14 protein-coding genes are annotated in these 19,238 nt (G+C 39.7%); 11 read left to right on the top strand and 3 right to left on the bottom strand.

The annotated features are described in order from the left end of the window. Positions 1–4: 4 nt before the first annotated feature. Both FCS21_RS05175 and mfd read right to left on the bottom strand, forming a co-directional pair. Positions 5–1,792: a CsiV family protein gene (locus FCS21_RS05175; protein ID WP_138621116.1), complete on the bottom strand. Its 1,788-nt coding sequence runs from the start codon at positions 1,790–1,792 to the stop codon at positions 5–7. Positions 1,793–1,872: 80 nt separating this feature from the next. Further along, positions 1,873–5,496 carry a transcription-repair coupling factor gene (mfd, locus tag FCS21_RS05170; RefSeq protein WP_138621114.1) on the bottom strand — a complete coding sequence of 1,208 codons (3,624 nt, stop codon included), beginning with the start codon at positions 5,494–5,496 and terminating at the stop codon, positions 1,873–1,875. A 272-nt stretch (positions 5,497–5,768) separates the two neighbouring features. Here mfd and FCS21_RS05165 point away from each other — a divergent pair, with 272 nt between their 5' ends. From FCS21_RS05165 to galE, 7 genes are all read left to right on the top strand, one after another. Continuing rightward, entirely contained in the window at positions 5,769–6,125 is a 357-nt protein-coding gene (locus FCS21_RS05165; RefSeq protein WP_138621112.1) for a ComEA family DNA-binding protein, read from the top strand. Positions 6,126–6,372: 247 nt separating this feature from the next. After that, positions 6,373–7,272, top strand: coding sequence for a sulfate adenylyltransferase subunit CysD (gene cysD, locus FCS21_RS05160; protein WP_138621110.1), 900 nt, complete (start codon positions 6,373–6,375; stop codon positions 7,270–7,272). 63 nt (positions 7,273–7,335) lie between these two features. Next, positions 7,336–8,736: a sulfate adenylyltransferase subunit CysN gene (cysN, locus tag FCS21_RS05155; RefSeq protein WP_138621108.1), complete on the top strand. Its 1,401-nt coding sequence runs from the start codon at positions 7,336–7,338 to the stop codon at positions 8,734–8,736. Positions 8,737–8,873: 137 nt separating this feature from the next. Further along, complete coding sequence (locus FCS21_RS05150; RefSeq protein ID WP_138621106.1) at positions 8,874–10,616, top strand: SLC13 family permease; 1,743 nt, start codon at positions 8,874–8,876, stop codon at positions 10,614–10,616. A 138-nt stretch (positions 10,617–10,754) separates the two neighbouring features. Further along, positions 10,755–11,429: an adenylyl-sulfate kinase gene (gene cysC / locus FCS21_RS05145; protein ID WP_246047030.1), complete on the top strand. Its 675-nt coding sequence runs from the start codon at positions 10,755–10,757 to the stop codon at positions 11,427–11,429. 11 nt (positions 11,430–11,440) lie between these two features. After that, positions 11,441–12,415, top strand: coding sequence for a DHH family phosphoesterase (locus FCS21_RS05140; RefSeq protein WP_138621104.1), 975 nt, complete (start codon positions 11,441–11,443; stop codon positions 12,413–12,415). A 152-nt stretch (positions 12,416–12,567) separates the two neighbouring features. Then, positions 12,568–13,590: a UDP-glucose 4-epimerase GalE gene (gene galE, locus FCS21_RS05135; RefSeq protein WP_138621102.1), complete on the top strand. Its 1,023-nt coding sequence runs from the start codon at positions 12,568–12,570 to the stop codon at positions 13,588–13,590. A 44-nt stretch (positions 13,591–13,634) separates the two neighbouring features. On the opposite strand, the gene rrtA is transcribed toward galE, so the two are convergent. Next, on the bottom strand, positions 13,635–14,258 hold the full coding sequence (rrtA, locus tag FCS21_RS05130) for a rhombosortase (protein ID WP_138621100.1): 624 nt from the start codon (positions 14,256–14,258) through the stop codon (positions 13,635–13,637). A gap of 128 nt (positions 14,259–14,386) precedes the next feature. Between rrtA and FCS21_RS05125 the strand changes: the two genes are divergently transcribed. From FCS21_RS05125 to FCS21_RS05110, 4 genes are all read left to right on the top strand, one after another. After that, entirely contained in the window at positions 14,387–15,172 is a 786-nt protein-coding gene (locus FCS21_RS05125; protein WP_138621098.1) for a tRNA-uridine aminocarboxypropyltransferase, read from the top strand. Then, a complete protein-coding gene (gene ggt / locus FCS21_RS05120; RefSeq protein WP_138621096.1) occupies positions 15,172–16,932 on the top strand; it encodes a gamma-glutamyltransferase in 1,761 nt (586 codons plus the stop codon). Before FCS21_RS05125 ends, ggt begins: the two co-directional genes overlap by 1 nt. 265 nt (positions 16,933–17,197) lie before the next feature. Beyond that, positions 17,198–18,247 carry a 3-oxoacyl-ACP synthase III gene (locus tag FCS21_RS05115; protein ID WP_138621094.1) on the top strand — a complete coding sequence of 350 codons (1,050 nt, stop codon included), beginning with the start codon at positions 17,198–17,200 and terminating at the stop codon, positions 18,245–18,247. Between the two features lie 50 nt (positions 18,248–18,297). Further along, positions 18,298–19,230 (top strand): alpha/beta fold hydrolase, encoded by a 933-nt coding sequence (locus tag FCS21_RS05110; protein WP_138621459.1) that lies wholly within the window; start codon positions 18,298–18,300, stop codon positions 19,228–19,230. The last annotated feature ends 8 nt before the right edge of the window (positions 19,231–19,238 follow it).

Below are 19,238 nucleotides of genomic sequence, written 5' to 3'. Positions count from 1 at the left end.
GAGTTTACTTTTTTGATTGAGTGACAGCTTCATCAGCGGGTGCGCTGGGATCAAAGCGTCTAATTTGCACGACCATCCCGATATCGGGGTGGTCAAAATAGTGAATTTCTCCGGTGATCACTCGGCGGTCTTGCTTAAAAGAGATCACCTCATTTTCGTTTGCTTGTTTTTGCTTAGCGGTTAATGCCGATGTAGACTTTGACCTAGCTGACGTGTCAATAATATTAAACTCGGTATTAATATAAAGGTAGTGATCTAAATGCACTGTAAAAAGTCCGTCTACCGACCAAGGTTGTAATGGTTTGGAGATGGTTACTTGGCTATTTGCTGAGTTACTGAAGGCTGAGCTTGGCCCTGACTTAAGGCTTAACGGTGCTGCTTGTGCAGTGATATCCGTCGATAACTGAGCAACAATCGCTTTGATTGCTCGATCGTTTTGTATTGTCTCAAACGTGTTTAGCTCGTCGTTAACATCATTATTTTTTGGGCTAGTTGGCTTATTGATTAACGGGTCTGTTGATTGCTCTATTACGGGATCTATCAGCTGGGATGTCAGTAAAGTAAACTGCTCATACAAACTATTAAGTTGCTGCTGTTGTGCTTGTAAGTGTAATTGTTGCGTTATTGATAACGCACTTTCATTAACCGCGGCGTTATTTTCTTCAGGTGAGACTACTGATAAAGGCTGATTTATAAGCGCCTGATCCTGTTCTCTTTTTGTTAAAATCTCTTGTATTTCAAGTGCTAGTTGTTCAGCCTCTTTTTTTACCTGTGCTTGTTGATAGGTTAACTCAAGGTGTTCACCGGCATATAATTGAACGGCAGTTGCTTGTCTGCTACTTTCGCCCGTTTGACGCCAACCTAAGTGTAATAAAGGCGCATAGTCACGAGACCATTTAATACGTTCAACAATGGAGTGCAAACGTAGTGAGTCGTTGCTAAGTAAGTAAGGTTCATCACTTGCCCAGGTTATTTGACCATCATCATCATCTTGCCATTGCTCTAAACCATCGGTTGACTTTGGCATATTCTCTATGGCAAAGCCATCGATAGCAAAGCGCTCTAGCTGGGCTAACGTTAAGTGTTGTTGAAAAAATTGATCTGGAATAACGCATAAAGGTGTTTGGTTGGTAATGGGGTAACGATTATAAACGGGTAGTTCAATGGAACTTGCTGTATAAATTTTGCTTTGAGTTTCAGCATTCGTCTCTACTGCTGGCTCAGTAAGTGGCTCAGTAAGTAATTGACGAGTTGCTAAATGTAGCGATTCATTTGTCACAGAATCACTTGCTCGATTACTTTTAATGTTAGCGCGTGTCGCGTTAACGTGTTCAGCGCTGGTGTCTTGAGTATGAGTAGCTTGCGTGTCACTACCTTCAATGCCAGTCCCTTCAATGTCAGTACCTCCAGCATGAGCGCTTTGAGTAATACCGTCACTGCTTTGCTCATCAGTCCATAACCTTGTAGGGGTAATATGATAAGGGAATATTGGCGCAGCTTGCTCACAATTGGGCAGTAATTTTTTTAATGAAGCGATATCGGGTTGTAAATAAGGGGCAAGTAGATCTAAAGCGTTACGCTTTTTGCTGCTTAGATCTATTGCAGAAAACTGCTCGCTATTTTTTTCGTTACTTGCCGAATTGTCAGTAACATGTTTGAAAAGTATTACCTCAATTTCAAACCAACGTGCTTGATCATCTGAAGAATCGTTACTCTGCGCTGCCACAGAGCTATGACTAGCTAACAAGCATAACGACGTTAAGGCTGAGCTAATAATTACAGGGTATTTCATTAAAGTTCCGTGTATTAAGGCAAAAATTTATCGGTTGAGCGAATATTATGCAGAGCTAGATTAAAGTCTGCTCAGGTTTATTATACCGCTAAGTCATTTAATATATTAGTAATTAAAGTAAAGCGTTGTTGGGTATCTTCATTGGCTTTTACAAACTTTAACTTACTGGCCCCCGCCATACGATAAACCGCAGGATTGCTCTGAATTAACTTAATAATTAACATAGGATCAACACTGGTATCATTACTAAATTCAATGGAGCCACCGCTAGCACTCGCTTCAATGCGCGATATGCCAATAGCTTGCGCTTTAAGACGCAATTTAGCTATCTGTATTAAGTTTTTACTTGGTGGTGGTAATAAACCAAAGCGGTCAATTAACTCTACTTGAATATCGTCTAGCTCATTTTTATTTTTACAACTGGCAATACGTTTATATAAGCTTAATCGTAAACTGACATCAAAAATATAGTCATCAGGTAACAGCGCTGGAATACGTAATTCAATGTCAGTTTGATTAGACATCACTTGCTCAAGCGATAATTGCTTACCTTCTTTGAGGGCAGCAACAGCTTGGTCAAGCATTTCCATATATAAACTATAACCGACTTGGCACATGGAGCCACTTTGGTCTTCACCTAATAATTCTCCTGCGCCACGAATCTCTAAATCGTGTGTTGCGAGCGTAAAACCAGCACCTAAATCTTCTAATGAGGCGATAGCGTCTAAACGTTTTTTAGCATCTTTGGTCATACGCTTTTCGTGTGGCGTTAATAAATAGGCGTAAGCTTGATGATGTGATCGGCCAACACGGCCACGTAGTTGGTGAAGTTGTGCTAAACCAAGGTGATCGGCTCGGTCCATTATAATGGTATTGGCGCTAGGTACATCAATACCGGTTTCAATAATGGTGGTACAAACAATAACGTTAAAGCGTTGATGATAAAAGTCACTCATAATGCGCTCTAGTTCACGCTCACGCATTTGTCCATGAGCAGTGACTACTCTGGCTTCGGGCACTAATTTTTGAATGTCAGCAGCCGTTTTATCAATACTTTCAACGTGATTATGCAAATAATACACCTGACCACCACGTAATGTTTCACGTAAAATAGCTTCTCTGATCAAGGCTTCATCGTGCTCACGAACAAAGGTTTTTACCGCTAAACGTTTGGCTGGTGGGGTGGCAATAATTGATAAATCACGCATGCCGCCCATGGCCATATTTAAGGTACGTGGGATAGGCGTTGCCGTTAAGGTTAAAATATCTACGTTACTGCGTAATTGCTTTATTTTTTCTTTTTGCTTAACACCAAATCTGTGCTCTTCATCAACAACTAATAAGCCTAAATCTTTATATTTAATGCTGTTTTGCAGTAGTTTATGAGTGCCAATAAGAATATCTACTTGCCCTGATTCAACACGAGCAATCACTTCTTTTTGCTCTTTAGCGGTTTTAAAGCGTGATAGTACTTCAGTGACTACTGGCCAGTTAGCGAATCTATCTCTAAAATTTTCATAATGTTGCTGCGCGAGTAAGGTCGTAGGCACCAGTATTGCCACTTGTTTACCATCATTTACGGCCAGAAAAGCGGCGCGCATCGCTACCTCAGTTTTACCAAAACCGACATCACCACACACCAGTCGGTCCATGGTTTTGTGCGATAACATATCACTCATTACCGCGTTAATAGCTTGTTTTTGATCAAAAGTTTCTTCAAAGCCAAAACTGTCAGTAAACGCTTGATAATCTTCTTTATTACGTTTGAACGTATGGCCATGATTACTAGCGCGCTTGGCGTAAATATCCAATAATTCTGCAGCCACATCACGCACTTTTTCAGCCGCTTTTTGCTTGGCTTTACTCCAAGTATCCGTACCTAACTTATGTAAGGGGGCATTATCGCTATCGGTACCTGAGTAACGGCCAATTAAGTGTAAAGCACTGACGGGTACATAAAGCTTGGCTTCATTGGCATAACTGAGCATAAGAAACTCGGTAACAATGCCGCCATTTTCAATGGTTTGTAGCCCTAAATAGCGACCAATACCATGTTCTATATGAACAACCGGTTGGCCAATGGTTAACTCGGCAAGGTTTTTAAATAAGGCATCAGCTTGTAAGTCTTGTGCTTTACTGCGACGTCTTGCTTGGGAAACATGATCACCTAATAGCTCCGCCTCGGTAACCAGTGCGATAGCGTTTTTAGTGCTATGTCCTTTGGCTTGAAAAGAGAAACCTTGCGTTAAGCTATTGACCGTAATACCAATAGTGTCGGTGGCATTAATAAAATCGTCAATAGTGGTAAACTGCGCAGGTTTTATATGATCACGTTCAAGTAACTCCAGTACACTTTCGCGGCGACCTTGGCTTTGGGCAATAAATAATATTTTGTTAGGGGTGTCTTTACTGGCAATAAATTGATTAATTAATTGAAATGGTTGCTTTAACTTATGGTTAATGGTTAAGTCCGGTAGAGGCTTAACATCAAAGTATATTTCGCTAGCTTTACTTTTAACGTTATCTGTCGCTTCGTCTGACACGACGCCTTGATGGGTATCAGCTACGGTAGGCTCAGGTAACGAGTCTTTTGCAATAGTGATGCGGTCAAAAGGTTTTAAAGCGCTATACAGCATATCAGCGGTTAAAAATAGCTGCTCTGGCGGTAATAAAGGTCTGGTGGGATCATAACGTCTATTTTCATAGCGATATTCTATATCAAGCCAGTATTGTGTTAACGCGTGTTTAATATCTCCGCTAATAACCACTAAGGTATCATCGGTTAAATAATCACATAGGGTATTACTGAGCAGAGCTGCTGTTTTATCACTTTTATTATCGTTACTATCCGCATTACTATGAGTTTCGCTAGCAAAGAACAGTGGCAGATAATATTCAATACCCGGAGGTAAAATACCATTACTTACTTGATGATAAACAGACTCTTTATGAATATTACCGGTAAATTGTTCACGAAACTGTTGACGAAATAAGCTAATACCGGCTTCATCAATAGGAAATTCATGGGCAGGTAATAAGTTAATCGCCTCAATCTTTTCTTTTGAACGTTGACTTTCAGGGTCAAAAAGTCGAATTTCATCAATCTCATCATCAAAGAAATCTAAACGAAACGGCTTATTACTGCCCATAGGGAATAAGTCTAAAATAGCGCCTCGGGCTGAAAACTCACCGTGCTCTAGTACTTGATCAACATGGCGATAGCCGCTTGCTTCAAGGGCTTGTCGCATTTGATGTAAATCTCGTTTATCACCGGTTTTTATGATTAAACTGTTTGCTTCTATATACTGCTTAGGCGCCAGTTTTTGTACTAGGGTGGTCACCGGCACAATAATAATACCAGTCTCCATCCGTGATAATTGGTATAAGGTGGCTAGGCGCTGTGAAATAATATCTTGATGTGGTGAAAAATTATCATAAGGCAGAGTCTCCCAATCAGGAAACAAGCAAATACTGGCCTTATTTTGTTGGTCATTTTTGGCCAAACTACGTAATTCATGCTCAAATTTTAATGCTTCAGGGGTGTTGTTGGTAATTAATAAAATAGGGGTTTTAGCGGTTTTTGCCGCTTGATATAGCGCAAAACTGCGACTGCTACCAGGTAAGTTATGCCAGCTTTTTTTATCGGGGTTTTTGCCACGGCGCTTAGCCAATACAGGGGTTAACAGGCTGCTTGCTTTATTCATAATTTCTTTACACTTATACCAACGACGATAATAATGACGGTTATTCTAATTAAGCTCTGCGCAAAGTGCTAGTAGAGATGTCTTTTTAGTTGCGATGGTCTATTTGTCAAAAAGTGAATGTGGACAAAAAAACGTCATTTTTTGACAAATAAGGCATAGCGTTCTACACCTAATAATGACTGCTAAATAATTATTAGTATGTGTAGTAATTATTAGTATTTGTTTTTAAAGGATAATTATATATAGCGGATAACTTGATAAGGAATTTCAGGATGAATAATACAGCCAACTATTTCAATAAATTCAATTATTTCAATAAAACCCTCTCTGCGCTAACTTTAGCGACTATTTTACTGGTTAACACCCCATTATGTTTTGCAAAAGATGTTAATGCTAACCAACCAGTACAAGAACAAATGGTTAATGTAACAGAGCAGCACATTGTTAACCTTAACCAATCAACGTATGAACAATTAATCACTTTAAAAGGCGTAGGGCATACTAAAGCACAAGCCATTATTGCTTATCGCGAGCAGTTTGGCGACTTCAAGTCTATTGACGAACTCACTAAAGTCAGTGGTATTGGTGACAAGATTGTTGATATGAATAGAGAGAGGTTAAGTCTTTAATAGCTCATACTCTCACTCATCTTATATAAAGCCAGTGCAATGCTGGCTTTTATATTCGCTTTTGTTTGCATTAACGCGGTTCTATTTCATATTTTCCATCCGCAGCTGAACTTTCTATATTACCTTTAGTTATATTAAATGCTATTTTTATATCGCGCTTGGTTATATAAAGTGACTTTCTTATATATTAAATTAATTTATTTGTGGCATGATAGCTTTATTAATCCTTCATAAAGTTTGTATTGCAATGAATTTAACCCATTTAAAAAAACTTGAAGCTGAATCTATCCATATTTTTCGTGAGGTAGCTGCTGAATTCGATAATCCGGTAATGTTGTATTCCGTTGGTAAAGACTCAGCAGTATTACTCCATTTGGCTCGTAAAGCTTTTGCCCCAGGTAAAATCCCTTTCCCGTTATTACATGTTGATACGGATTGGAAATTTAAAGAAATGATTGCCTTTCGTGATCAAATGGCGAAAGACTACGATTTCGAATTATTAGTTCATAAAAACCCTGAAGGCATTAAAATGGGCATGGGTCCATTTACTCACGGTAGTGCAGCGCATACCGATGTCATGAAAACCCAAGGTTTAAAGCAAGCGTTGAACAAATACGGTTTTGATGCTGCTTTTGGTGGTGCCCGTCGTGATGAAGAAAAATCACGTGCGAAAGAGCGTGTTTATTCATTTCGTGATGAAAATCACCGTTGGGATCCAAAAAACCAACGTCCAGAGTTATGGAACATCTACAACGGTAAAGTAAATAAAGGTGAAAGTATCCGTGTTTTCCCATTATCGAACTGGACGGAACTTGATATCTGGCAGTACATCTATTTAGAAAGTATTCCAATTGTCCCATTGTATTTAGCTGAAAAACGTCCTGTTGTTGAACGTGACGGCACCTTAATTATGGTTGATGATGATCGTATGCCGATTGGTGAAGATGAAGAAATACAAATGAAAAGTGTGCGCTTTAGAACACTAGGCTGTTACCCATTAACGGGTGCGGTTGAGTCAACCGCTGATACTTTACCTGAAATTATTCAAGAAATGTTATTGACCAAAACCTCAGAGCGTCAAGGTCGTGTTATCGACCACGATAGCGCAGGTTCAATGGAAAAGAAAAAAATGGAAGGTTATTTCTAACCTTAATTTATTCACCATTTTTAATAACATTTTATTTGATTAAAATTTCCGAAGGAAAAACTTATGAGTCAACAATTAGACTTAATCGCAGACGATATTCAAGCTTATTTAAAGCAACATGAAAACAAAGAATTAGTACGTTTTTTAACTTGTGGTAGCGTAGATGATGGTAAAAGTACCTTAATAGGACGCCTTTTACATGACTCAAAAATGATTTTTGAAGATCAATTGGCTGCCATTGAAAAAGATTCAAAAAAATCAGGTACTACCGGTGAAGCCATTGATTTAGCCTTATTGGTTGACGGATTACAATCTGAGCGTGAGCAAGGCATTACCATTGACGTAGCGTATCGTTACTTTGCAACCGACAAACGTAAATTTATTATTGCCGACACCCCTGGTCATGAGCAATATACTCGTAACATGGCCACCGGTGCTTCGACTTGTGATATTGCCATTATTTTGATTGATGCCCGTTATGGTGTGCAAACACAAACACGTCGTCACTCTTTTATTTGCTCATTGTTAGGTATCAAGCACATTGTTGTTGCAGTAAACAAAATGGATTTGGTTGATTACTCGCAAGAGCGTTATCAAGAAATTAAAAAAGAGTACCGTGAATTTACTGAGTCATTGAATTTTTCTGATGTACGTTTTGTGCCATTATCAGCACTTAACGGTGATAACGTTGTTGATGAAAGCGCCAATATGCCTTGGTATCCAGGTGCTACGTTAATGAAGTTGCTTAATACCATTGATGTGAATACAAAAGAGGAATTCACTCAATTTCGTTTTCCTGTGCAGTACGTTAATCGACCTAACCTTAATTTCCGAGGCTTTGCCGGTACGATTGCTTCGGGCCATGTATTGGTGGGCGATACCATTGTTGCACTACCTTCAGGTAAAGAAAGCGTTATAAAAGACATTGTGACTTTTGATGGCAATTTAGAGCGCGCTGATAAAGGTATGGCCGTTACGCTAACCTTAGAAGATGAGATTGATATTAGCCGCGGTGAAATCATTGTTAAAAAAGGCAGCTTACCCGTTTCAGCAAAAGAATTTAGTGCTACCGTTGTATGGATGCATGAAAACGAACTTGAATCGGGTCGTGAATACTTTATCAAACATGGTAGCAAAATGACGACTGGTCATGCGCAAGATATCGTCAACAGGTATGATGTTAATACCATGGAAAGCCTACCTAGCTCGCAATTAGCGGTTAACGATATTGGTATTGTTAACTTTGTTACCAGCGAAGTATTACATTTTGATGCTTATGAAGATAATAAAGGCACAGGTGCTTTCATTATTATAGACAGATTAAGTAATGTGACTGTTGGTGCTGGTATGATAAATCATGCTATTGACGAGAAAAAGCAGACTTACTCAACGTTTGAATTAGAGTTAAATGCGTTAGTGCGCAAGCAGTTCCCACACTGGGGTGCTCGTGATATCACTAAATAAGCATTCACTAGTATTAATATAAATAAAAGTAGCCTAGGTTCTCTTAAGCCGACTTTTTAGTGCAAATATCGCCATAAACGCCCAATACCTTTTGGTCACAGTGTTTATGGCGTCTTTTTTTCAAAATAGGGATAACTATGTCACTAACACAGTGGTTGATGATAGGCGTATTTATAGCCACTTTTGTCAGCTTAGTTAAATACAGTAAAGTACCAGAGCGGGTTTTTTCGGTAACGGTATTATTGTGTTTATCTTTGTCGTTTGTGAGCGTTGATGATATTTTAACTAATGCGGTTAACCCAGGTCTTGTTACCTTAGTATTGCTGGTGCTATGTTCATTCGCTTTTGAACGTACCAGTATTTTAAGGCGTTTATCCGCCAGTGTTTTTAATGGCTCAAAAGTAAAATCTACCTTACGTTTATTAATTGGTACGGCGTTAGCCTCTGCGGTAATGAGTAATACCGCTGTGGTGGCAACACTGATAAATACCGTAAAAAAAAATAAACTCATTAATGCCGGTAAGTTATTATTACCGTTATCGTTTGCCGCTATTTTAGGCGGCACACTAACCCTAGTAGGTACGTCTACTAACCTTATTGTTAACAGTTTATTGATTAAACAAGGTTATGAAGGTTTTGGCTTTTTCGACTTTACCTTAATTGGTTTAGCTGCTTTCGTATTATGTTTATTTGTGATTTTAATACGTAGCCGCACGTTACCTAATTCGGTTGATGATGAGCTAACCACGAATGACTACTTAGTCGAAGCCGAAGTGGCTAAAGATTCAAGTTTAATTGGTAAGACAATTGAAGAAAATGGCCTGAGAAACTTAAACGCTTTGTTTTTAGTTGAAATAGTACGTCAAGGTCGACTCATTTCTCCCGTGTGTCCAGAAGAGTGTGTCCAAGCTAAAGACAAACTTATTTTCAGTGGTGATATATCTAAAGTATTAACCTTACAGCAGTTTGACGGTTTAAATCTTTATGCCGAGCAAGGTAATTTACTAAGAGAGAATGTATTACGTGATAATTTAACCGAAGTACTGGTTAAGACTGACTCGACCATTGCAGGAAAAACCTTAAAAAAAGCCGGCTTTCGTGCACGTTTTGATGCTGCTGTGGTTGCTGTACGCCGAGAAGGCTCGGCTTTATCGGGCAAGTTAGGTGATATTGTCTTGCAACCTGGGGATTTTCTGGTGTTAGCGGTAGGGAAAGATTTTGCTACCCGACCTAATTTATCAAAAAACTTTTATATTTTATCAGGGCATCAAGCTGACAATATGCTTAGTGGCTGGCGTGATTACACCACAGTTTGGGGGTTTATCACCACTATTCTAGTCTCAGTATTTACGCCGTTACCATTACTGAGCTGTTTATTTATTTATTTAGCCGTGTTAATTTTCAGTGGCTCATTATCCGTTAATGAAATAAAACGCCGCTTTCCACTCGAAATTTGGATGATAGTATTAGGTGCGCTGACCTTAGCATCAGCCATTGAAAATACTGGTATTGCGACAATATTTGCACAAAGTATTCAAAGCTATTTATTTGACCAAAGTACTTACCTTGCTTTTGTGATTATTTTTCTTCTAACGTTAATTATGACCGAGCTTATTACCAATAGCGCTGCTGCTGCGTTAACCTTTCCTATTGCTTATAATATTGCCTTAGGTTTAGGGGTAGACCCAACTCCTTTTGTTATGGCAGTGGCATTTGCAGCCAGTGGTAGTTTTATTAGCCCTTATGGTTATCAAACCAATGTGATGGTGTATAACGCGGGTAATTATCAATTAAAGGACTTCGTTAGTTTTGGCTTACCTATTTCACTGATTTATAGCATGACAGTGATTTTGGTTATTCCTATTATTTATCCGTTTTAGTTTATGCTTTTTTAAGCCACTTTTAACGTTATCTTTTTTACAGTGACCTATTTATATATAGCGGTTTTAATATACGAACGCTTAGCTCTAAGGCGTTGTATATTAATGCCCAAAATAACAACATAGAGTTTATTTAACATGACAAAAAATAGCATGACAACACAAACAACGACCATGAAAACTGAGAATACCGTGTGGCATAAGCCGCAAATCAGTAAATTACAACGTGCTGAACTTAAAAAACAAAAACCGGCATTACTTTGGTATACCGGCTTAAGTGGCTCAGGTAAATCTACCGTCGCCAATGCCGTTGATGCTTTGCTATTTACACTCGGCTGTCATAGCTATTTACTTGATGGTGATAACGTCCGTCACGGTTTAAATGGTGATTTAGGTTTTAGTGACGAAGCCCGTGTTGAAAACATTCGCCGAATTTCTGAAGTGGCTAAATTATTTCTTGATGCCGGTTTAGTTGTTTCAACGGCATTTATTTCTCCTTTTGCCAGTGATAGAGCCTTAGCTAAAGCTAAGCTTGAAGAGGGTGAATTTATCGAAGTGTTTATTGATACTCCTATCAGTGTTTGTGAGCAGCGAGACCCTAAAGGCTTGTATAAAAAAGCCCGCGCTGGCGAAATTAAAGACTTTACCGGCATTGATTCAACCTATGACGTACCCGTTGCACCACAAATTCATGTAAAAACTGACACGCAATCTATTGAGCAATGCGCAGAGCAAATTGTTAATTACTTAATGGCGCAAGGCTTTATTCCTGCACAAGCTTTTACATCGACAGTAACATCGACACCCGCTTAGGAATATATTTTATGCATTATGATGTCTTTAATGGCGATGCCGACGGTATTATTGCCTTATTGCAATTACGTTTAGCCGCGCCGAAAGAGTCTGTGCTGATTACCGGCGTTAAACGTGATATTAATCTGCTTAAACAAGTTGATGTCACGAAAGCGTGTGCAGTAACGGTACTTGATATTTCACTTGAAAAAAACAATGAAGCATTACAAGCATTACTCAATAATCAGGTTGAGGTATTTTATGTTGATCACCACAGAACTGGTGACATCCCTAAATCATCTTCGCTAACTACCTTAATCAATACTGATGCCAATATTTGTACAAGTTTGTTAGTGAATGATTTTTTGCAAGGTCAGTATGCTAATTGGGCCATTGCCGCGGCTTTTGGCGATAATATGCAAGCTTCGGCGAAAGCGCTGGCCGTGAAACAGGGCTTAACCGAAATAGAACAAACTCAGCTAAATGAGTTAGGTATTTATATTAATTACAATGGTTATGGCGCCAGTATTGATGACTTACATTTTCATCCTGCTAAATTATATCAAGCCTTGTTAGCATACCCAGATCCCTTTACCTTGATTAATGAGCAGGGGTCACTATTTTGGCAATTAAAACAGGCTTATTTAACCGATATGGCTAAAGCGCAATCAGCAGAAGTGATCAGTGACACAAACCGTGTAAAAACGGTGCAGTTAGCTGATGAGCCTTGGGCAAGGCGGGTTAGTGGCGTATTTGGTAATGACTTAGCCAACCAAGCACCCGATAGAGCGCATATTGTTTTAACATTAAATAAAAGTGATAACTCTGCTGAAGCCAGTTATACGGTAAGCTTACGTGCGCCGTTAAACAACAAGCAAGGCGCTGGCGATATTTGCGCGCAATTTGCTACTGGTGGTGGTAGAGCAGCAGCAGCTGGTGTGAATGCTTTACCGGTAAGTAAATTAACGGAATTTATTAAACAGGTTGAGCGCTATTATCAGCCTTAGCTATCAATCTTAGCTATACAATTTAGAAAGTAGTATCAAAGTAAAAAACTAAACGTTAAGATAATAAGAACTAAGCAGTACTTTTAGATGGCGGATTTTAGCGACCTATAAGTACTGGCAACATATATTATCTCAAGAGTTAAAGGAACATAATGAGCTTATTAATTACCGGTGGTACGGGTTATATTGGTAGTCATACCGTGGTGGAGTTATTACAAGACTGCCATGAACAAGATATTGTTATTGTTGATAATTTATCAAACTCTTCAACTAAAGTACTTGAACGCATTGAAAAAATCACCAATAAAACCGTGACCTTTATCAAAGCTGATGTGTGTGATGCAGATGCACTGGAGCAAGTATTTACTGAGCATACTATTGAAGCGGTCATTCATTTTGCCGGCTTAAAAGCGGTTGGAGAATCTACTGAAATACCGTTAGCTTATTATCAAAATAATGTTTCAGGTACCGTCACGCTATTACAAGTGATGGCAAAACACCAAGTAAAAAACTTAGTGTTTAGTTCATCGGCAACGGTTTATGGTAATAACGTGTCACCGTTAAATGAAACCATGGCAACCTCTGCGACTAACCCTTATGGTCAAACTAAATTGATGGTTGAGCATATTCTGTTTGATTTAGCCAAGAGTGATCCCTCGTGGTCTATTGCTTGCTTACGTTACTTTAACCCTATTGGCGCTCATCAATCAGGGCTAATCGGTGAAAACCCTAATGGCATTCCTAATAACTTACTACCTTATGTGGCGCAAGTTGCGGTCGGCCGTTTAGCTCAGTTACAAGTGTTTGGTGATGATTATGACACTCTAGATGGCACTGGTGTACGTGATTATATTCATGTGGTTGACTTAGCAAAAGGTCATGTTAAAGCTCTAGATAGCTTATCGCACGGCAAAGGTAGCGTTAAAGGTTGTCAGGCAATCAACTTAGGCACCGGTAATGGCACCTCGGTATTAGAAATAGTTAATACCTTTAAAGAGATCAGTCAGCAAGATATTCCTTATCAAATCGTACCGCGCAGAGCAGGGGATTTAGCAACCGTTTATGCCGATGCCTCATTAGCTAATGAGCTGTTAGGTTGGCAAGCAACTCTTGATTTAACGGCAATGATCGCCGATACGTGGCGCTGGCAGTCTGAAAATCCTAACGGTTTTTAACATAGCAAGGTTTACCTAGAAAAATAAAGAAAAAGGTCAAAGGCTTATGCTTTTGACCTTTTTTCGTTATAGCGAGCTTTTTTGTTTACAACAAGGTAACCACAGCTAAACAATAACCCTCCGACCGCGCCCCATAAATGGGCATCAATGGCTACCGTCGCATTAATTAAACTCGATATCTGCTCGCTTGCCCCGTAAAGTTGCTCATAGGCTATTTTTAGCCAAACGCCAGTCAATAATAAATAGCCGGTTTTATCTTGATGGCGAATATCCATAATGGCGCCAAACATAAAAATGCCGTGTAACACGCCTGATAAACCCACATATTGTTGAACATCAGGGGCGCCATAAAATAAACCGACACTACAAATTAATGCCGAGGTTATAAAGAGTAAACTATAATTTTTAACGCTATAAAAATGGCCATGTAATAGCCATAAAAGTACTAACGCCGTTAAATTTAATAACAGGTGATTAAGGTTAGTATGTAAGAAATGACCGGTGAAAAGTCGCCATAGCTCACCTTGATTAATTAACTGGCGTTGATAAACTAAGCGTTCGCTAACCGTCTCGTTGAACAGCCAAGCGAGTATGGCGAGTAAAAAAATGCTGATCACCATCAGGGTGTGTTGCTTATTCAAAGGTAAGTTTTTCAAAGTTAATATCATGTGTTCATTCAATAGCGTTTAAAGAGTTTAAAGACTCTTAAAATAGAGTGATAAAGTATACAATGGCTGCTTTGTTAATTGCGCTTTTATTTAATTGAATTCATTTTCTTTATTACATTATATTTATTATGTCTCGAATCCTTTGTCTCGGTTGTCAACGACCAGAAAAAGCCTGTATTTGTGCTTTTACCGCCGATATTGCTAATGATATTCATGTGCTGGTATTACAACATCCCAGTGAAGTATCACAAAGCAAAGGCACAGTCGCATTATTGGCAAAATCATTACAGTCTTGCCAAGTACTTGTCGGTGAGGTTTTTGAACAACAGCCAGACTTTTTACAGGTGTTAGCACAGTATCAAGCGGTATTACTTTATCCGGGTGCACAAGCACAAGTGCTAAGCCGTGAGTTATGTGCCTCATTTAGCTTATCGTTAGAAATGAACAAGCAAGCAAGCTTAGTTCGAAGTGATTTAGCTCCAGAGGACTTAGCTCAACACGCCTCAACGTCACAAAAATCAAATAGCCAAGCGAAAGTAAAGCCACTTTGTTTAGTGATCCTTGATGGCACCTGGAAAAAAGCGTATCGAATGTTTATGCTATCAACAAAACTAGCGCACCTACCGCAAGTGTCTTTGCCAGAGCACCTTGCCAACGCAGGACAATATCATATTCGTAAAGTCGCTAAAAAAAATGCGTTATCGAGCTTAGAGGCCTGCTGTTATGCACTAGCACTGTTAGAAGCAGGCAGTGATGTTGTTATAAATAATGGTACAGCCAATAACATGAGCCAAGAACAAGCCAGTCAAGCGGGAAAATATCAGCCGCTACTTGAAAAGTTTAACCAATTTAACCAGTTCCACTTATCTTTTAGACCCGCTCTTTTAGACCAGAAAAACCTTAAGGACACTTGATGATCTATCATTCATTGCTATTACGTATTTTTATGTTAACCACCTTGGTTACACCGCTTTTGTTAAGTCAAACCGTACAAGCACAACGTGAAATTCGCGAGCCTGAAGCCGCAACCGGTTTTAATGAAAAAAAAGCGGTATCGGCCAAAAAATATATGGTGGTAGCGGCTAATCCTTATGCTAGCAAAGCCGGATTAGCTATGCTTGATAAAGGCGGTAGTGCGGTTGATGCTGCTATTGCTATGCAACTGGTGTTGAGTTTAGTTGAACCACAATCGTCAGGGCTAGGCGGCGGCACGTTTATGCTGCATTGGCATAAAGAAAAGCAACAACTAACTACTTATGATGGTAGAGAAACCGCGCCGAAAGCAGCAACCAGTGAGTTGTTTTTAGATGAAAATGGCAAGCCACTTAGTTGGATTGACGCTGTCGTTGGCGGTAAATCTGTTGGCGTACCAGGATTACTGGCTGCGCTTGAAAAGGCGCATCAACAATTTGGCGTATTACCTTGGGCTGAGTTATTTCAACCCGCCATTGCTTTAGCTGAAAACGGCTTTATTGTGTCGCCGCGTTTAGAATTATTACTGGCGATGAATTTTAATCCCGGTATTCATATTTTACCTGAAATTAAAGACTATTTTGCCCCCAACGGTATTGGCATTAAAGCGGGCGATACCTTAAAAAACCCTAAGCTTGCGAAAGCTCTGCGCAGTATTGCTACAGACGGCATAGCTGTTTTTTATAACGGTTGGATAGCGAAAAAAATTGTTGAAAAAGTACAAAACTCAGCGGTTTCGCCAGGGCTATTAAGTCTTGAGGACATGAAAAACTATCAAGCAGTTGAGCGAAAAGCGGTTTGTGGGCCTTATCATCAATATAAAGTTTGCGGTATGGCGCCGCCAAGCTCGGGCGGCATTACCGTGATTCAACTATTAGCACAATTACAACAATTTGAACTGTCGCAATATCAACCTAACTCATTGCAAGCGGTGCATTTATTAACACAAAGTGCTCGCTTAGCCTTTGCCGATAGAAGTAAATATATTGCCGATAGTGATTTTGTTAGCGTACCTGTTGAGGGGTTACTAGCCGATGACTATATCGCTAAGCGCGCCGGGTTAATTAATGAAAAAAACGATATGGGGCAAGCTAGCGCCGGTAATCCTAAAAATAGTGTCGTACTGGCCAATGATAACGCCATTGAAAGGCCATCTACTAGTCATTTAGTGGTGGTAGATAAGCAAGGTAATGCCGTATCTATGACCAGTAGTATTGAAAATGGTTTTGGCTCTGCGTTAATGGTGCAGGGCTTTATCCTTAATAATCAATTAACTGATTTTTCACTGGCGCCAAAACGTGATGGCAATTGGGTGGCTAATAGAGTTGAACCTCTTAAGAGGCCGCGTAGCTCAATGGCACCTATGATGGTATTTAATGAGGATAACTCGTTACGCTTACTTTTAGGTGCTCCTGGTGGCAGCCGCATTATTAATTATGTCGCACAAACTATTGTTGGTGTTGTCGATTGGCAGCTCAATGTTCAACAGGCGGTTAATTTACCTCACGTGACCAACCGAAACCAAGTGACTACTTTAGAGTTAGATACTAATATTACCGCACTAAAACCTGCGCTTGAAGCAAGAGGGCATCAAGTGCAAGTGCGAGCATTAAATAGTGGTTTACATGTGATTGAAATCACTAAAGGTGGCCTTGTTGGCGGCGCCGATCCGCGTCGAGAAGGCTTAGCCTTAGGGCGTTAATGTTGCCCATAGTAGGATTTGACTCAACAATGATTATCGATAAATCATATTTTTTGTTGAATCCTCGGCATATTCTTGGTCAAATGACGCCCTATAGACATAAACAATAGCAATTGGTTATTTCGCTCGCTTTTTTCAAGCATTTTTCAAGCATTTTTCAGATAAATTTATTTATAAGTTGATGAATGAAAATAGATGCATATAAGTAGACTTGAAACATAGTCTAAACACGATAACCCAGACATAATAAGCAATCATTACCTAAATGAAATATTCCCGCGTTTTTATTAATAGCCTAGCCTATGAACTGGCACCTGAAGTGGTTACCAGTACAGAACTTGAATCTCGATTGATCCCGTTATATCAAAAATTTCGTATTCCTATGGGGCAACTTGCTGCCTTAACGGGTATTGAACAGCGTCGTTGGTGGCCTGCGGATCATACGCTGTCAGATGGCGCTATTGTTGCGGCGAAAAAAGCTATCAATGAAACCGGTATTGAGGTTGCTGATATCGGCGCGGTTGTTTATACCGGTGTGTGTCGTGACCAACACGAGCCAGCAACGGCTTGTCGCATTGCTGCAAAACTTGGTGTGTTAAAAGACACCGCCATTTACGATATCAGTAATGCCTGTTTAGGTGTGCTTTCAGGTATTTTAGATATTGCTAACCGTATTGAATTAGGGCAAATAAAAGCCGGTCTGGTGGTGTCGTGTGAATCAGCCCGTCATATTGTTGATGTTACCATCGATGACATGCTAGCTGAGCCGACCATGCAAAATTATGCTCGTTCTTTAGCGACCTTAACCGGTGGCTCAGGCGCGGTAGCTGTGCTATTAACCGACGGTAGTTTTAACTTAGCGGGCGAGCGTAATCATCAATTGCTAGGCGCAAGTCATTTGTCAGCGCCTGAGCATAATAATTTATGTCAGTGGGGCTTAAAAGAAGTTGGTCCACAATTATTTCGTGAATTTATGCGCACTGATGCGGTTAGTTTGCTCAAAGAAGGTGTTTCATTAGCGAAAGATACCTGGGAGCATTTTTTAGCCCAGCGTCAATGGACCCTAGACAATATTGATAAAGTTATTTGCCATCAAGTTGGCGCGGCTAATCAGAAAAAAGTATTAACGGCATTAAATATCCCTGCCGAAAAAGAATTTCCTACCTTTAAGTTACTGGGCAATATGGGCACGGTGTCATTACCTGTGACGGCAGCTATTGCTCATGATGAAGGCTTTTTACAAAAAGGTGATAATGTCAGCTTTTTAGGGATAGGCAGCGGCTTAAACTGTATGATGTTGGGGCTTAAGTGGTAACTATGTCAAAGGCTATGTCAAAAAATATGTCAGAAAAAACAGCAGAACAGATGCCGAAAAACAGGCTAGAAAATGATGTTGAAGATACCTTAACCACAAAGTTTCCTTTTAAACGAAACTTTATTAACCGCAATGGCCATCAATATCATTATGTTAATGAAGGGCTGGGCTCACCGGTGGTTATGGTGCACGGCAATCCAAGCTGGTCTTTTTATTACCGTAACCTCGTTAGTCAACTCAGCCAAAATCATCAATGTATTGTTCCCGATCATATTGGCTGTGGCTTATCAGATAAACCCGGTGATGATGCTTATGATTATACCTTAGCCAATCGTATTGATGATTTAGACGCGTTATTAACGCATTTACAAATAAAAGAAAATATTACTCTGGTTGTCCATGACTGGGGCGGCATGATTGGTATGGGCTATGCTGCGCGCTATCCTGAGCGTATTAAGCGCTTAGTTATTTTAAATACCGGTGCTTTTCATTTACCCAAAGCTAAAAAATTACCGCCGGCATTATGGTTAGGTCGAAATACCTTTGTTGGCACGTTATTAGTGCGCGGTTTAAATGCTTTTTCAAGCGTTGCTTCTTATATTGGCGTTAAGCGAAAACCGATGGCAAAAGACATACGTCAAGCGTATGTCGCGCCTTTTAATTCGTGGAAAAACCGTATTTCAACGCTGCGTTTTATACAAGATATTCCGCTAAAACCAAGCGATAGAAATTACTCATTAGTCTCTGATATTAGTGACAGTTTAGCGCAGTTTACCTCGCTCCCCATGTTAATTTGTTGGGGGTTAAAAGACTTTGTTTTTGATAAGCATTTTCTTGATGAGTGGCAACAACGTTTTCCGCAGGCGCACGTGCATGCGTTTGCCGATTGCGGACATTATATTTTAGAAGATGCCAGTGATGAAGTTGTACCGCTTATTAATGATTTTTTAGTCATGACTGAAAGTGGCTTAGCTGAGAAATAAATAGCTTA

This window comes from Colwellia ponticola (assembly GCF_005885605.1).
GTDB classification, from domain to species: domain Bacteria; phylum Pseudomonadota; class Gammaproteobacteria; order Enterobacterales; family Alteromonadaceae; genus Colwellia; species Colwellia ponticola.
The sequence above is the reverse complement of the archived record's forward strand: the minus strand, read 5'-3'. Positions and strand labels throughout refer to the sequence as shown.

Bases quoted from the DNA above. Each gene is read 5' to 3' on its own strand.
- FCS21_RS05175 (WP_138621116.1), bottom strand. From the start codon at position 1,792: ATGAAATACCCTGTAATTATTAGCTCAGCCTTAACGTCGTTATGCTTG.
- mfd (WP_138621114.1), bottom strand. From the start codon at position 5,496: ATGAATAAAGCAAGCAGCCTGTTAACCCCTGTATTGGCTAAGCGCCGT.
- FCS21_RS05165 (WP_138621112.1), top strand. From the start codon at position 5,769: ATGAATAATACAGCCAACTATTTCAATAAATTCAATTATTTCAATAAA.
- cysD (WP_138621110.1), top strand. From the start codon at position 6,373: ATGAATTTAACCCATTTAAAAAAACTTGAAGCTGAATCTATCCATATT.
- cysN (WP_138621108.1), top strand. From the start codon at position 7,336: ATGAGTCAACAATTAGACTTAATCGCAGACGATATTCAAGCTTATTTA.
- FCS21_RS05150 (WP_138621106.1), top strand. From the start codon at position 8,874: ATGTCACTAACACAGTGGTTGATGATAGGCGTATTTATAGCCACTTTT.
- cysC (WP_246047030.1), top strand. From the start codon at position 10,755: ATGACAAAAAATAGCATGACAACACAAACAACGACCATGAAAACTGAG.
- FCS21_RS05140 (WP_138621104.1), top strand. From the start codon at position 11,441: ATGCATTATGATGTCTTTAATGGCGATGCCGACGGTATTATTGCCTTA.
- galE (WP_138621102.1), top strand. From the start codon at position 12,568: ATGAGCTTATTAATTACCGGTGGTACGGGTTATATTGGTAGTCATACC.
- rrtA (WP_138621100.1), bottom strand. From the start codon at position 14,258: ATGATATTAACTTTGAAAAACTTACCTTTGAATAAGCAACACACCCTG.
- FCS21_RS05125 (WP_138621098.1), top strand. From the start codon at position 14,387: ATGTCTCGAATCCTTTGTCTCGGTTGTCAACGACCAGAAAAAGCCTGT.
- ggt (WP_138621096.1), top strand. From the start codon at position 15,172: ATGATCTATCATTCATTGCTATTACGTATTTTTATGTTAACCACCTTG.
- FCS21_RS05115 (WP_138621094.1), top strand. From the start codon at position 17,198: ATGAAATATTCCCGCGTTTTTATTAATAGCCTAGCCTATGAACTGGCA.
- FCS21_RS05110 (WP_138621459.1), top strand. From the start codon at position 18,298: ATGCCGAAAAACAGGCTAGAAAATGATGTTGAAGATACCTTAACCACA.